This window comes from Candidatus Zixiibacteriota bacterium, from assembly GCA_016933955.1.
Lineage (GTDB): Bacteria > Zixibacteria > MSB-5A5 > GN15 > PGXB01 > JAFGTT01.
Map to the genome: position 1 here is coordinate 39,874 of JAFGTT010000036.1, position 14,788 is coordinate 54,661.

Genomic DNA, 14,788 nt, shown 5'->3' on the forward strand with positions numbered 1-14,788 from the left:
TTAAAACTCCGGCATCCTCTTGAAATCGGGAGCATCCCAGTTCTTCCTCATCGGATGGCCCTGATCCCAATCATCCGGTAATAAAAATCGTTTTAAATTCCCGTGATTTTTCACGTCGATTCCAAAAAGCTCCCAGACTTCCCGTTCATACCAGTTGGCGGCCGGCCAGATTTCCTTGATCGATTCCACCCAGGCTCCGTCGTAATCCATGACCACCTTAAAATCAAACCTGGTTTTATTCCTGATTGAGGCAACATTATAGACTACCTCAAAATGCTCCCCGGTATCGATCCCCGCCAGATTACATAGAAAATCCATTGATAATTGAGGATCATCGACAATCGCCCGGCAAAAGGAAACCAGATTTTCGCGGGATTTAATCAGGAACATCGGCTCGACTTTCCCGGTGTCCAGAAGTTCTATTTTATCCTGGAATTTATCCTGAAGATATTGGATCAGCTCTTCACGGTTCATAAGAAATCGGCCCTAACTCCAGTCCTGCATCTTCTGCTTTTTAATCTTTTTCTGAAGAGTAATGCATCCTTCGAGGAGTGATTCCGGTCGGGGCGGGCAACCGGGAATGTAAACATCTACCGGGACAATATGATTAATGCCCTTTTCCACGGCATAGCTGTCATAATAAAAAGGCCCGCCGCCGCAGGTACAACCGCCCATGGCAATCACATACCTCGGTTCTGCCATCTGGTCATAAAGCAACCGTAATCTGGGACCCATCTTCTTGGTAATAGTCCCGGCCGCAATAATTAAATCGGCCTGACGAGGTGTGGCCCGAAAAATCATACCCAGTCGGTCAAAATCATATCGGGAGGCGCCGGTAGCCATAAGTTCGATGGCGCAACAGGCGGTTCCAAATAACAAATACCAGACTGAACTGGCACGCGATTGATTCAATACCCAGTCAAGCGAAGTGGCCACAATACCGCCACCCGGGAATTTTTCCACTATTGCCGGAACCTGTTTAATCACACCCACTTGAGGACTCCCTTCTTCCAGGCGTAATAAAGACCGAAAATCAGGATGGCAATAAAAATAGCCATTTCTATTAGGGCAAAAAGACCCAGTTGACCAAAAGCCACCGCCCAGGGGAATAGAAAGACCGCTTCGACATCGAAAACCACAAAAATTAAAGCAAAGATATAAAACCGGTTATTAAACCTGATCCAGGAATTTCCAATTGGAGTCTCGGCGCATTCATAAGCCTGGTTTTTGGCTTTGTAGGGGTGATGAGGTCGGAGAATGCGGGCCAAGAAGAAGGTAAACAGAACCATCCCTATCCCGACTATCAGAAATATCAGAACCGATAAGTAATGGGCCATCTGTTTTCAACTCCTCAACGCTATCGCCTTGTGATAAATATCACAAATAGATTTTTCAAAAAAACTCCTTTTTCTCTATTTGTCAAGAAGTTTGTAAAAATAATCATCAATAATTTGATAAAAACTCGTCGGGAAAATGTCTTGTTATGATTCTTTAATCCCAATATTACTATTCAGCCGAAGTCAGACCGGAGTCCATTTGGCCATGGCCGTTCTTACCATTTTTCAATACCAGATATATCCCAATCAGGACTGTGGCCGTCATTGAACCGAAATAAAATAAAAAGACTACCCCGAATTGGGCCGCCAAGATACCGGCCAGAAGGCTCGCCGCCACCTCACCGATTGAGCAGGTCAGATTATATGCCGAAAGATAAGTTGCTCTGTTTTTCGATTCCAGATGACGATTGAGATGGGTGGAGATAACCGGCCGAACCATTTCTTTAATTGAGAAATATACGACTATGCCGACAACCGCCGGGTAACGATCCGACAAAGCGGCCAGATAAAGAGCAACTGATAGTATAATAAAACAGGCCGCCAGATATGCAGTTAAGTAGTGATACAGTTTTTTTAGCCAGCGGGTAAAAATAATTACCAGGCCTAATCCGGAGGCGGTCATAAGACCAAAAAAAGCCGGATCAATTTCCCTGATTTCAGAAAAGAGAACCTGCCAGAATTGATCAATTGGCTCATAAATAAAGTTAGCCAGTAAACCAACCGCAAACAACGCCGCTACAACAGGATTACCCCATATAAATTTCCAGAGCGATGGGCCGGGGGCCTTATCCTTATCTGCAATTGGTTCTGGTTCTGGTTCAACCAGAAGCAGGGCCAAAACCGCTCCGATAGCCGAGAATCCGAGAAGAGGAAGAAAAAGCGCCGGTAAACGCCACTCGGCCAGCAGACCGCCCGTAATCATTCCTATCAGAAGAGCCGAGGTTTTGATGATTGTCCGGTTGGCAAACAATGTTGCCAATTTCCCTTTTCTTTCCTGTTTATCAATGGAATCGACTGCCAACGCTTCCATGGCTCCGGAAATAAAAGTCTCCGCCAGGCCAAAAAGACCTTCCGCGATTAAAAAACCGGCAAAATTCCGAAATTCGAAAAAGATAATCCCGGCCAGGGAAAAGAGGATAAATCCGGTAATTGTTGAAAGTCGGCGGCCGTATCGATCGGCAAAAAGACCGGTCGGGATTTCAAAGATAATAATGGTGGCCTCAAAAACGGCCGCCAAGACGGCCACCTGGAAAAGAGTGATCTGAAATTCCCTGAAATAAAGGACATAAACCGGGAAAATTATCCCGCCCGATAGAGACAGGATCATTTCCAGGATATAATAAACGCGAATGTTTCGTGTCGGCAATTTCAGACTACCGCTATCGCCTCAATCTCGACTTTGACGCCCAGCGGCAACCGCCCTACCTGAAAGGCCGCCCGGGCCGGGAGTTTAAGCGTAAAATATTTGGCATAGACCTCGTTGACCGCGGCGAAATCATCCATGCTGTCAAGATAAACCGTGGTTTTGACAACGTGTTTGAATTCGGCCCCGGCAGCAAAAAGGACCGCCTGGAGATTCTTCAGAACCTGTTCGGCCTGTTCGGCGGCGGTAAAGCCTATGATTTTCCCGGTTTTGGGGTCAAGCGGAATTTGCCCGGAGCAGAAAACCAGATTGCCGGCGCTGACCTTAATGGCCTGGGAATAGGGGCCGACTGCGGCCGGAGCTTCGCTGGTGTTGACAACCTCTTTCATGGTTTCTCCTTATTAAATATAAATAGATACACCATCATTATACTTTCCGATTGGGTCTGTCAACGGAAATCCATTACCATCCGATATTTATTTTCCCCAGCTACTTGCCTATCGAGTTTAAAGTAATTATTCTTATATATCGGGGTTGGGTTAATTAAAGAAAATATGGTCGAAATCCGATAATTTAACAAGTATGAGTAACGATTTTCTTCTTGAAGAATTTCAGCAAATTGAGACTAAAAAAACTGCTGAACAGCCTATTCGGCGCCGGAAACATAAACCGATCTGGCGCGAGTATCTTGAGGTTGTTTTTATCTCGCTGGCCGCCGCAATTATTTTGCGTTTATTCATCGTGTCTGCTTATCGAGTCGATTCGGCTTCCATGGAAGATGCTCTTTACGAGGGCGATTATATTTTTGTCAACAAACTGGCCTATAAGTTCGGAAGTCCCGAAATAGGCGATATTATTGTTTTTAAATATCCCCTGGATCCTACCCGGGATTACATCAAGAGGATTATTGCCCTCCCCGGTCAGACCGTGGAAATAGTCGATAAAATTATATATATCGATAATGAGCTGGCGGAAATATTTCCCAACACCAAAAACACCGATCCCAAAATCCTGGCGGCGCAACTTTCCGGGAGAGACAATTTCGGGCCGGTTCAGGTTCCTTCCGATGAGTATTTTGTATTGGGCGACCATCGGGATTTAAGCGAAGACAGCCGCTTCTGGGGGTTCGTCCCGGATCAAAATATCAAGGGCAAAGCTCTCTTTGTCTATTGGTCATGGGAACCTGATCCCGATATGCCGCACTGGGAATTTCCGTATATAACTTCTGTTTTCAGCTATACTTTCTACTTTTTAGGGAATTTTCCTTCTCATACTCGATGGGAACGTCTTTTCACCGCTCTCTAAAGTATTATGGCAATATCATTATATATTCATTTCCCTTTCTGTGGAAATATTTGCGGCTATTGCGATTTTTACCGGGAAAAATATGATCCGGGTCTGGAAGAGCAATTTTTCAAGGCCCTGATTATGGAATTACGCTTGGCCAAGGATACCATTGATCCCGACCGAAGATTAATCGAGACCATTTATATCGGGGGGGGAACTCCCTCTTTGATCGATTTCTGGCATCTCAAACACCTTATCACCATGATTCGCGAATATTTCGATCTTGATCCCCAGTTGGAATTTTCCATGGAGATAAATCCTGAGTCGATCGATGCCGAAAAGCTTATTGCTTTGAAAGACATGGGCATCAATCGTCCGGTTTTCGGAATTCAGAGTTTCGATTCGTACCCGTTGACCAGGCTCGGCCGGATTCACAATCTCAAAGATTCCTATCGGGCGGTTTATCTGGCGGGGGCCAATGGTTTTCGGAATTACGGCGTCGATATGATGTTCGGCCTGCCGGGCCAGAATTCCCGTCGGCTTTCCGATGATCTCAATCAACTGGTCGATCTGGCTCCGCCGCACATATCCTATTATCAACTGACGGTCAAGCCGAATTCCATTCTGGAGCGGGATGTTCGGGACGGAAAAATAACCTTGCCGGATCAGGATATGATGGCTTCGATGTATCGTGCTATCCACGAAGAATTGAAAAAACACAGCTATATCCGTTATGAAATTTCATCCTATGCCATCCCGGGATTTGAATGTCGGCATAACATGAACTACTGGGAAGGAGGCGATTTCCTTGGCCTGGGTCCTTCTGCCCATAGTTTTATTGAGAACCGTCGTTTTTCCAATATCCCCGATCTGAAAAAGTATATCGAAACTATATCCCGCGGCGAGCGGCCGCTTATATTCGACACCATCGATCCGGAATCGCGTATCGCCGAAACCATAATGCTTGGTTTGCGGACTGCCCGCGGCATTGGTCGTGAAGAATTCCGGAATCGTTTCGGAGTTTCTGTTGACCAGGTAATCGATGAAAAAAGTCTGGCCGCCATGCTCAAAGAAAACCTGATCGACATGGATAACAATAGCCTGCGGCTGACCGAGTCGGGTTTTCCGTTGGCCGATGAGATAATCAGACGACTGGTCAAATAGCCTTTTCTTATCTCTTTTCCAAAAACCGGTATTAATTGCCGGGATATGATTTAGAGACTTTCTGTCCAACTGACGAGTAACACCAGAAAACCGATTATACATCCCGATAATAGCCCCACAAATCCATAAAATGCTTGACAATTGATACCCCAAGCCGCTATATTTGGAGTACTGGGATTTTTGGGTTGTCCAATGCCACATTTTACCGGCATCTTTCTACCGGACAACCTTTAGACTTTTATCTCAACCGGGGAGGATACTATGCCCACCAGGACCCTTTGCATTGCTGTAATCTTAATTTTCATCTGCGGGTCGGCAATTATGGCCCAATGTCCCGATCGTATTTACACGGGAACCTATGCTGGTGCCGAACTCGGAGCCGTCCTGGCTGCCGATGGTGATGTAAATAACGACGGAGTCAACGATATCGCCATTTGTGAACGGTCTTTTAATAACGATGCCGGCAAGGTATACATTTACAGCGGGGCCGACAACAGCCTCTTGTATACTTTCTCAGGCGATAAAGGGAATGACAATTTCGGATGCAGTATGACCATGGGAGTCGATATCAATTGTGACAACTATGATGATATAATTATCGGGGCCTATAGAAATGATTCCCTGGCCAATGATGCCGGGGCCGTTTATATCTTTTCGGGACGAACCGGCAGTACTCTCGGTGCGATTTACGGTAATGCCTCAAATATGCTTCTTGGCTTTGAAGTTCTCCCCTTCGAGAACTTCAATGGCGATTACTATAACGACTTTATAGCCCGCTATAGTGTGGAGGGAGTAATATATTATGGAATTTATTCCGGCCGTAATTATACGCTGTTAAAAAGCTTCGGCGGCTTTCTGCATAATTTTATTGTCAATGCCGGTCTGGCCGGTGATGTCGATAATGATGGCCATGTTGATATCATCATAGGTGATTGGGGGCATTTCCCGACACCGATGGATAGTGGCTACGCATATGTCATTTCCGGGGCCACCGGGGAAATCATGTACAATCTTGAGGGATCCGCCCTTGGTTACCATTTTGTCGGTTTTGTGGCCGAAGCCGGCGATGTAAACGCGGATGGATATGACGATTTCATATCCATGACGGACGATCCCCTTATGAATGTTGTCTTTTCCGGAAAGGATTTGGAGGTTCTTGGTGAATATGAGACCATGTCTTTCCCCATATATATGGGTGATGTCGATAAAGACGGGTATACAGATATCATGAGTAATTTTCGGATAATTTCCGGATTGACCGGCGACATATTGTACGACTTCAAGGGACTGGGTATAAGCTGGACTGCCGCGGTGTCCGGAGATATCAACGGTGATGGTTATCCTGATCTGGTAATAGGTTCATATAGTGATGATTCCGTGGCGACCAACGCCGGGATCGCCAGAACCTATATTCTGGGTGATGATGATTGCGACGGTTATGCCAATGATATTGATATCTGTATTGATTCCGATGGCGATGGATTTGGTGATCCAGATGCGCCTGAGAGTGTCTGCCCCCCCGATAATTGCCCGGATATTTACAATCCCGATCAGGCCGATATTGACGGCGATGGTATCGGCGATGCCTGCGATTATTGCCATGACCTGGAATATTTCCTCGGCTGGAATATGGTCATGATCGAAAATACCGGGCCTGATACTTACAATGAAACGGCCATTATTCCCTTTATGATAAAAACCCATTCATGGTTTCTTGGCTGCAATATCGGTGATACGATTTCCGATATTCAAACCCGGATTTCTTTCGGAAGCCGATATTTGAGGCTGATGGATGTATATCAAGATTCATCAAACTGGAATGGTGATTTTGAGTATTATCTGCATACGTCCGCGAATGGTGATACAATCCATGTCGACCTGATATTTACAGGAGGAACAGCCCCCCGTCCTTCTGACTTCACCGAGTTCGCTTATCTTGTTTTTAAAGCCAAATGCCAGACCATCGGCACCAAAACCGAACTCCTGATTAACAGAGAGCCATTTTACAGCAATGCCAAAATCGGAGAATATCTTGATATCACCGGTTTTACCGATGGTTATGTTAAGGCATTACGTGGAATGTGGCCCTGTTATTCCTGTGGCGATTATAATTTGAATCAAAGCGTTAATATTCTCGACGCCACCTCGGCCATCAATTATCTGTATCGTGACGGTGAGCCGCCGTTCGTAACGGATGCCTTTGACGTCAACAATTCGAGTGAGTTGAATATCCTCGATGTTACCTATCTGATCAATTACCTTTATAAAAACGGCCCGGAACCTAATTGCCCCTTTGCCAAATAAAGACGGGGATTTTGAATCCTGCCATGCGGAAGATTGAGGAAGGGAATTTTGACAATTCCCTTCCTTTTTATTGTCCATATCACAATTTTAAAAAGCTATCGTATTTTTCTTATTTCCGATTATATTTATAATTTCGGCGTTATACTAAATTATGGAATTATTTGAACAAAATAATGGATCCGATGAACAGGTGAGCGATAAAACAAATTCGGCACCGTTGGCGGATCGGATGCGGCCAGGCTCTTTTGACGACTTCTTTGGACAGGAAAAATTAATCAGCCCTGAAAGCTCCTTTAGGCGTGCGGTCGATCAGGATCGCCTTGGATCTGTTATTTTCTGGGGACCTCCCGGTTCCGGGAAAACAACCCTGGCCCGGCTTATTGCCGGGGCGACCAGCGGCCAGTTCCTGCTGTTCTCGGCCGTAACTTCATCAATTAAGGAGATTAAGAATGTCATTTCCAAAGCCGCCAATTATAGAAAACTGACCGGGCGTAAAACATATGTATTCATCGATGAAATTCATCGCTTTAATAAGGCCCAGCAGGACGCTTTTTTGCCATACGTCGAAAAAGGAGATATCGTTTTAATCGGAGCCACAACTGAAAATCCATCGTTCGAGGTTATCTCGGCCCTGTTATCACGCGTCAAGGTTTATACGCTTGATCGACTTTCCGAAAAAGCTCTTGATAACATTATAAACAGAGCCATATCGGATTCTGATTATGGTTTGGGATCGATGAATGTTTCTATCGAACTTGAGGCTGTCGAATTCATTATCGCCGCCGCCGATGGTGATGCCCGCCGATCGCTTAATTTACTTGAGGCCGCGGCCGAAGACGCCGGGCCCGGTGGAAAAATAACGCTTGATAAAGTCCGCGAAATTCACCAGAAAGGCGCCCTGGTTTATGATAAGGCCGGTGAAGAGCATTACAATCTAATCTCCGCCCTGCACAAGGCCATCCGCGGCGGCGATCCGGATGCCTCGCTGTACTGGCTGGCGAGGATGCTTCAATCCGGCGAGGACCGTCTTTATATTGCCCGCAGGTTAATCCGGATGGCGGTCGAAGACATCGGTCTGGCTGATCCTTATGCTTTAATGGTGGCTATTAATGCCCGCGATACTTACCATTTCCTGGGCACTCCGGAAGGTGAACAAGCCCTGGCCCAGGTGGTGATATACCTGGCCTGCGCCCCCAAATCGAATGCCGCTTATATGGCTTTCGGTCGGGCTATGACTGATGCTGAAACCAGAGGTTCTTTGCCGGTACCGTTGCATATTCGTAATGCTCCCACGGCGCTGATGAAAAATCTTGGCTATGGTAAAGATTATAAATATGCTCATGATTTTGATGAGGCTTTGACCGATCAGGAGTATTTTCCCGAGGAATTGTCCGGAACCATCTATTACAATCCGGTTGAACGGGGGCGTGAAATCAAGTTGTTGGAATATCTCAAGAAATATCGGGAGTACCGCAAAAAAAAGATGAATAAAAAGCAATAGTCTATATCCGATCGGGCCAACCCATTTAAACTTTTTTATTGACCCGGATGTAAAAGGGATAAGAAATGAAAAACGGTGGCATATGAAATGTTTTAATACAAATCGTTTCCTGATTCAATAGAAACAAGGGCTATGATGAATATCAAAAAACCGATTATAATTTTCCTGGTTCTGCTTTTCATAACCCCGCTGATTCAGGCACAAATTACCCTGATCCCGATGGATCAAAGTCAAATGGATCATCTCCGGGCCTATGGCATTGCTTATAAGGCGCTTCAGATGGGAATCAACGTGGAATGGCTTCTTAATTACCGGGGCGGTTCATTTGCCTTTGACAGCCGCGATGAACTAACCTCCCTCTGTCTTCTTCGAGGCGTTTATTATGAGGAACTCAATTCCGCCCAATTGGCCGACATCTATCGGATTATTGATGTCGAGAATATGGAACGCGTTCTGCTGGAAAAAGCGCCGGCTATTGCTGTCTATTCGCCAAGCAATGTCGAACCCTGGGATGATGCCGTAACCCTGGCTTTAACTTATGCCGATATCAAGTACGATTTGATCTGGGACGAGGAGGTTTTAACCGGAGCTCTCGATAATTATGATTGGCTTCACCTGCATCACGAGGATTTCACCGGCCAGTACGGTAAATTCTATGCCTCTTTTCATAATGAATTATGGTATCGGCAGGAAGTGGAAGCCAATGAATCCCTAGCGCGGAAGATGGGCTACCATAAGGTTTCCGAGATGAAAGGCGAGGTGGCTCGTACCATAACCGATTATGTCCGCCGCGGCGGATTCATGTTTGCCATGTGCTCGGCCTGCGAGACGATCGATATCGCTCTGGCGGCTGAGGGAGTGGACATCTGCCCGGCCCAGTTCGATGGTGACCCGGTTGATCCTGATTGTCAGGAACGCCTGGATTACTCCAAGTCGCTGGCTTTCGAAAACTTTACCGCTACTCTTGACCCCATGCTTTATCGCCATAGTGATATTGACACTTATCCGGATCGAATGATGCGCTTTCCGGAACCTGAAAACGACTGCTTTTATCTCTTTGAATTCTCGGCCAAACTCGATCCGGTTCCGACCATGCTGGTGCAGGATCATGTCGGTATGATCGGCGGATTTATGGGCCAGACGACCGCTTTTCGGAAATCTCTTCTGAAAAATTATGTTACTATTCTGGGAATGCCGGAGGGATTCGATGAAGTACGTTATATTCATGGGAATCTGGGGCGCGGGACTTTCACTTTTCTATCGGGGCATGATCCCGAGGATTACCGTCATATGGTTGGAGATCCTCCAACCGATTTGAGCCTGCATAAAAACTCCCCGGGTTATCGCTTGATTTTGAACAATGTCCTCTTCCCGGCCGCCAAGAAAAAAGAACGCAAGACGTAATAAACCGGGTCAGCCGAATTTCCTCTGTAAAAAAAGACGCCCCTCTCCAAGGGGCGTCCAATACAATTCTAGGAGTATTCTCCGTTTAGATTACTTGGGTTGCCAGACCTTCCAGACCTTACCGACCAGGTCCGGTCCCGGTTTGAGAGTTGGTTTGCCCGGTTCCCACTCCGCGGGACAGGCCTCAGTGCCTTTGGCCTTCCTGACATGTTGAAAGGCGTGGATTTGTCTGATAGTCTCGCCGATTTTTCGGCCGACCGGAGGCGTCATCACTTCCATGGCCTGGACCACGCCATCGGGATCGATCAAAAATCGGCCGCGAATGTTTACGCCATTCGCCTCATCATAAACTCCGTACACCCGCCCGAGATTCCCGGCTCCATCGGAAAGCATCGGCCACGGGATCCCGTCTTTGGTCATTTTGGAGAGTTCTTCTTCTTCCCAGATTTTATGCACGAAGGTGCTGTCGGTTGAGGCTGAGAGAACTTCAACCCCGAGCTTCTGAAGCTCATCGAACTTGCCGGCGACCGCCGACAATTCTGTCGGTCAGACAAAGGTAAAATCACCCGGATAGAAACACAGCAAGACCCATTTCCCCAGGTAATCGGACAGCTTGACACTGACGAATTTGCCCCGATGGTAAGCGGGGGCAACAAAATCGGGAGCCTTGCCTCCCACTTTTACCATGATCATTGTTTTCTCCCTTTCTACGGCTTCAGCTTTTGATGCTTTTGCAGATTCCTCGGATTGCCCGATAACCGACCCGGTCGGTTTGGCGCATCCGACAGATTCTTCAGCCATAAATGCCTCCTTTATGGTTAAGTATGTCAGCAGGATATTAGATTAATTCCGAATCTCCACCCTTTTGGGTTATTATAATAATTACGCCAATTCAATGCAATTGATTTGTCTCGTAATATGGAAATGATTTCGTCGAGATTTAATCCAGGTAATTATATGTCTTTTAAAGATGTATCGGCCGAATTGAGAATCTTTTAGATTTCGGGCTAATTACAAAACATAGACAGTATTTGGTACAAAGCGCTTGACAGGCAGGATTCTTTTTTTTAGATTTTAGCCATCGGCATTTTTCAGGCATTTAAAAACTCTTAAAAAACGGAAATCGCCGCTATGCCTATACCAGAATTGGATAAAATTTTCGACCACTATAAGGTTGTTGAAAAAGATCGTCATCCTTATGACGTTTTAAGTCACGAGGTGTATATTGTTGATCCCAAGCATGAAATATTATATGCTGACGAAAAGAAAAAGCAAAAATATGGCAATGATATAATCGGTAAAAAATGTTACGAAGTCTTTCCCATTGATAAACCACGGGAGTTACCCTGCTCTGGTTGCCCATGTGAAGAAATACTATCCGATAGATCTGATAAGCCGGCCTTCCATCATGAGCGTTTTGAGACCACGGATAAAGATGGCAAATTACGTTATATTAGCGAAACCGCCGTTCCCTTAACCGATGAAATTGGTAATCGTGTCCTGGCCTTGGTTCTGGGCCGGAATATCACCAAACGGGTCAGGCTGGAAAATATAAAAAAGGAATTTTACGAAACTCTTGGTTCGGATTATGACATTCATTTAAAACTTGTCGTGGACAGATTGCATGAAATCGGATATAACCGAGTAAGATTCTATGATGTGATCGATGATTGCCTGTCTAAAAACAATCCCCTGTTTGTTCTGCGAGCCAAAGCCGGAAGGGGTGGAAGTATTCCAGATGGTTACAGCTTCCATCTTAATGATAAAGGTTATCACGAAGTTCTTAGAAAGTTGACAAAACAGGCTAAAGCAAATGAGGTCTTGAGTGTTAATTCCTTAACGGAGCCGAAATTATTAAAAAGCTGGGATTTCAGTCCGGGAAATAAATGTATCAAAGATTTGGGCCTTGAGAATACCCCTTGGATTATCTTGCCGCTTCTGGCCCAACAAAAACCCGAAAATAAAGATGGCGACCAGAATAAAAGAAAACAAAAAAAGCTGGTTGGCTTATTATCGGTGGATAACAAGGATAAGGTCGATAACAAGGGCAAAGATAAACCTGTCACCAGTGACGATTTAGGTTTGTTAAGAAATTTCGCGGATTTCCTGGGTGAAGCAATAGTCGCCGTTCGGGCGGAAATGAACCTCCGCATTTTAAATAAAATATCCGAACTGATCACTCAGAAACGAGTCGAGGCGGAAACGCATGATCTTATTGCCAAGGAGGTCTGCGAGAACATGAAGGCCGGCATGTGCTCGATTTTCATCTATTCCGATGCCAGCCGGAAACTGGAAAGGCATGCCAATTATATCAGTAAAGAAATATTATCGGATGGCAATTTCGGGCCCGAGGGAAAGGAAAGTAAAGAGGAATATGCTTTCGACAGCCCCTTTATGACAGCCAAATCATTTCGCGAGGGTTCATGCCTTAATATTTTTGATTTCCATAAAATCCGCTACGCATCAGAACGTGATAAACGGGAATACGAAAAACAGATTGGGGAAGTCAGCTGGAATTATGTAGACCTTTACGAAAGCTATGCTGTAAAAAAAACCGGAAAAAAGAGATTTGAAATAAAAAATGCCGTATTTGCTCCCCTTAAGTTCGAGGATCATAATATCGGCGTCATTCGGGTGGTGAATAATATTCGTGACGGCCGCTACCCCTTCCCCGACTCGGATATCGATCTATTAAAATCCATTGCGCTTCAAATTGCCGCCCATTCTCATTACGAGGGGATGAAAGAGGATTTAAACAGCGCCATCTCCAAAATCAGCAGTGCTATTGCCGCTCGCCAATTCAATCTTCCCAATATTGCTCAAAATATTGTCGATACTGTTAAACAGATATCAAAGGCTTTTGCGGTTACTCTTTTTCTTACCGATGATGACCATAAAAAACTGATTTCAATTGCCAAGGCCGGTTACCCAAAAGATTTCAAGGGTGAATTAGAATATTCTCTTGATGTCAATCCCGAAGATAAAGGAATCGGAATAACGGCCTGGGTCGCTTTGAAAAAAGAACCATTTAAAGCGAGTAAAAAAGAGCAAATAGAAAAGCATGGTGCTCATTCTGGCAATTATGAAAAAGTACTATATGGTAACAGACACGCCGAATCATTAATCGCTCTGCCGATGAAAATCGATGATAAAATCATCGGAGTTTTTAAAGTGGAGGATTATGAACCCAATAAATTCGGTAAATCGTTTAGCACCATGTTTGATATTTTGGCCAACCTGACTTCGCTGGCCATTAATTCCCTTCAGGAAATAAAACGCCGTGAGGAACTCATGATTGTCCTGGGGCATGAGTTGGCTACGCCAGCAATCGCTTTGGCGTCAATGGGTGCTGTCATGAAAAAGGAATATAGCGTTCAGGAAGACATTCCCCCTGAGATAGAAACCCTTATGGTCCAAAAGAATGAGTTGTTGGATTATTGCAGTATTCTGGTTGCCGAAAGTAAACATCTGACATTTATTACCTCCAGCCGTGAGGCTCTTGACCCATATGCTGATTACAAATTCGGTTATTTTAGTCTTAACAAACTTTTAAAGGAAGTGATTGATGTTCTTCAACCTTATGCCAAATGGAAGTACCTTGAAATAAGCTCAGATAAAAACGCCCCTAAGGTCGCTATAGAAATGGATAAAAATAAATTGAAACAGCCAATTCATAATCTCCTATATAACGCCATTAAGTATTCTCATAAAAATAATGCAATTAATGTCATCTGGGATCATGACGATGAATATAAAAATGTTATCCTTAAAATTCAGGACTTTGGTATAGGCGTTCCTGAAAAGGATGTCGATGTTATTTTCGACAAGGGTAAACGAGGCAGTAATGCTCCCCACAAAGACCCAACCGGAGCGGGGTATGGATTGTACTATAGCCGTTTAATAATTGAAAACCATCGTGGAACAATAAAATTAACAAACCGTAAAAACCCAACCGAATTCACTATTACGCTGCCAATAACACAGCCGGTGGAGGATAAAAAATGAAGGAAGTAGTTTTTATAGATGATGATATGATGACTATGCGGCATTGGGTAAAATACCTGGAATTAGACCATTTTGTAGTAAAATCCTTTGAAGAGGATATAGAAGCACTGTCTTATATAGATATCAATCATGATAAAATCGGACTGATAATTCTTGATATGATTATGCCATCGGAACAATTTAAAATGGAAGAGACAAAACGTTATTTTGATACCGGATGGCACTTACTTGATAAAATCAGGACTATTATGCCGGATGTTCCGGTGATTATATTTTCAATCAGACACAATTTAAAGGCTTCAGATACACAACATAGGGTTGAACGTATTCTAATAAAGGACCAAACAACACCGGAAAATCTATCAGAAATTGTCGGTGAAATACTAAATGGCCAATAGTATTATGGTTCCTAATGCATAATAA

The 14,788-nt window shown here is 44.7% G+C and carries 13 protein-coding genes; 7 read left to right on the forward strand and 6 right to left on the reverse strand.

The window, feature by feature from the left end; all coding sequences use genetic code 11:
• The 5 genes from JXQ28_12905 to JXQ28_12925 all read right to left on the reverse strand — a co-directional run bounded on the left by JXQ28_12905 (position 1) and on the right by JXQ28_12925 (position 3,089).
• Positions 1 to 474, reverse strand: a complete 474-nt coding sequence (locus tag JXQ28_12905; GenBank protein ID MBN2278632.1) for an NADH-quinone oxidoreductase subunit C — start codon at positions 472 to 474, stop codon at positions 1 to 3.
• Between the two features lie 12 nt (positions 475 to 486).
• Positions 487 to 993 (reverse strand): NADH-quinone oxidoreductase subunit B, encoded by a 507-nt coding sequence (locus tag JXQ28_12910; GenBank protein MBN2278633.1) that lies wholly within the window; start codon positions 991 to 993, stop codon positions 487 to 489.
• On the reverse strand, positions 984 to 1,337 hold the full coding sequence (gene ndhC / locus JXQ28_12915; GenBank protein ID MBN2278634.1) for an NADH-quinone oxidoreductase subunit A: 354 nt from the start codon (positions 1,335 to 1,337) through the stop codon (positions 984 to 986). Before ndhC ends, JXQ28_12910 begins: the two co-directional genes overlap by 10 nt.
• Before the next feature lie 169 nt (positions 1,338 to 1,506).
• Positions 1,507 to 2,703 carry an MFS transporter gene (locus tag JXQ28_12920; GenBank protein MBN2278635.1) on the reverse strand — a complete coding sequence of 399 codons (1,197 nt, stop codon included), beginning with the start codon at positions 2,701 to 2,703 and terminating at the stop codon, positions 1,507 to 1,509.
• A gap of 2 nt (positions 2,704 to 2,705) precedes the next feature.
• Positions 2,706 to 3,089, reverse strand: coding sequence for a RidA family protein (locus JXQ28_12925; protein MBN2278636.1), 384 nt, complete (start codon positions 3,087 to 3,089; stop codon positions 2,706 to 2,708).
• 193 nt (positions 3,090 to 3,282) lie between these two features.
• Between JXQ28_12925 and lepB the strand changes: the two genes are divergently transcribed.
• The 5 genes from lepB to JXQ28_12950 all read left to right on the forward strand — a co-directional run bounded on the left by lepB (position 3,283) and on the right by JXQ28_12950 (position 10,360).
• Complete coding sequence (lepB, locus tag JXQ28_12930) at positions 3,283 to 4,005, forward strand: signal peptidase I (protein ID MBN2278637.1); 723 nt, start codon at positions 3,283 to 3,285, stop codon at positions 4,003 to 4,005.
• 6 nt (positions 4,006 to 4,011) lie between these two features.
• On the forward strand, positions 4,012 to 5,151 hold the full coding sequence (hemW, locus tag JXQ28_12935) for a radical SAM family heme chaperone HemW (protein MBN2278638.1): 1,140 nt from the start codon (positions 4,012 to 4,014) through the stop codon (positions 5,149 to 5,151).
• Between the two features lie 261 nt (positions 5,152 to 5,412).
• Positions 5,413 to 7,455: an FG-GAP repeat protein gene (locus JXQ28_12940; GenBank protein ID MBN2278639.1), complete on the forward strand. Its 2,043-nt coding sequence runs from the start codon at positions 5,413 to 5,415 to the stop codon at positions 7,453 to 7,455.
• Positions 7,456 to 7,606: 151 nt separating this feature from the next.
• The gene (locus tag JXQ28_12945) at positions 7,607 to 8,956 is read left to right on the forward strand and encodes a replication-associated recombination protein A (GenBank protein MBN2278640.1); all 1,350 of its coding nucleotides are present in this window, start codon (positions 7,607 to 7,609) and stop codon (positions 8,954 to 8,956) included.
• A gap of 135 nt (positions 8,957 to 9,091) precedes the next feature.
• Entirely contained in the window at positions 9,092 to 10,360 is a 1,269-nt protein-coding gene (locus tag JXQ28_12950) for an asparagine synthetase B (GenBank protein ID MBN2278641.1), read from the forward strand.
• Between the two features lie 90 nt (positions 10,361 to 10,450).
• Here the strand turns inward: JXQ28_12950 and JXQ28_12955 are convergent, their stop codons facing one another.
• Positions 10,451 to 11,161 carry a peroxiredoxin gene (locus JXQ28_12955; protein ID MBN2278642.1) on the reverse strand — a complete coding sequence of 237 codons (711 nt, stop codon included), beginning with the start codon at positions 11,159 to 11,161 and terminating at the stop codon, positions 10,451 to 10,453.
• Positions 11,162 to 11,491: 330 nt separating this feature from the next.
• Here JXQ28_12955 and JXQ28_12960 point away from each other — a divergent pair, with 330 nt between their 5' ends.
• Together JXQ28_12960 and JXQ28_12965 are read left to right on the forward strand one after the other, a co-directional pair.
• Positions 11,492 to 14,365, forward strand: a complete 2,874-nt coding sequence (locus JXQ28_12960; protein MBN2278643.1) for a GAF domain-containing protein — start codon at positions 11,492 to 11,494, stop codon at positions 14,363 to 14,365.
• Positions 14,362 to 14,763, forward strand: a complete 402-nt coding sequence (locus JXQ28_12965; protein ID MBN2278644.1) for a response regulator — start codon at positions 14,362 to 14,364, stop codon at positions 14,761 to 14,763. Before JXQ28_12960 ends, JXQ28_12965 begins: the two co-directional genes overlap by 4 nt.
• The last annotated feature ends 25 nt before the right edge of the window (positions 14,764 to 14,788 follow it).

Excerpts from the sequence above, each read along its gene's own strand:
- ndhC (MBN2278634.1), bottom strand. The coding sequence starts at position 1,337 with ATGGCCCATTACTTATCGGTTCTGATATTTCTGATAGTCGGGATAGGG.
- JXQ28_12925 (MBN2278636.1), bottom strand. The coding sequence starts at position 3,089 with ATGAAAGAGGTTGTCAACACCAGCGAAGCTCCGGCCGCAGTCGGCCCC.
- JXQ28_12950 (MBN2278641.1), top strand. The coding sequence starts at position 9,092 with ATGAATATCAAAAAACCGATTATAATTTTCCTGGTTCTGCTTTTCATA.
- hemW (MBN2278638.1), top strand. The coding sequence starts at position 4,012 with ATGGCAATATCATTATATATTCATTTCCCTTTCTGTGGAAATATTTGC.
- JXQ28_12905 (MBN2278632.1), bottom strand. The coding sequence starts at position 474 with ATGAACCGTGAAGAGCTGATCCAATATCTTCAGGATAAATTCCAGGAT.
- JXQ28_12945 (MBN2278640.1), top strand. The coding sequence starts at position 7,607 with ATGGAATTATTTGAACAAAATAATGGATCCGATGAACAGGTGAGCGAT.
- JXQ28_12960 (MBN2278643.1), top strand. The coding sequence starts at position 11,492 with ATGCCTATACCAGAATTGGATAAAATTTTCGACCACTATAAGGTTGTT.
- JXQ28_12940 (MBN2278639.1), top strand. The coding sequence starts at position 5,413 with ATGCCCACCAGGACCCTTTGCATTGCTGTAATCTTAATTTTCATCTGC.
- JXQ28_12965 (MBN2278644.1), top strand. The coding sequence starts at position 14,362 with ATGAAGGAAGTAGTTTTTATAGATGATGATATGATGACTATGCGGCAT.
- lepB (MBN2278637.1), top strand. The coding sequence starts at position 3,283 with ATGAGTAACGATTTTCTTCTTGAAGAATTTCAGCAAATTGAGACTAAA.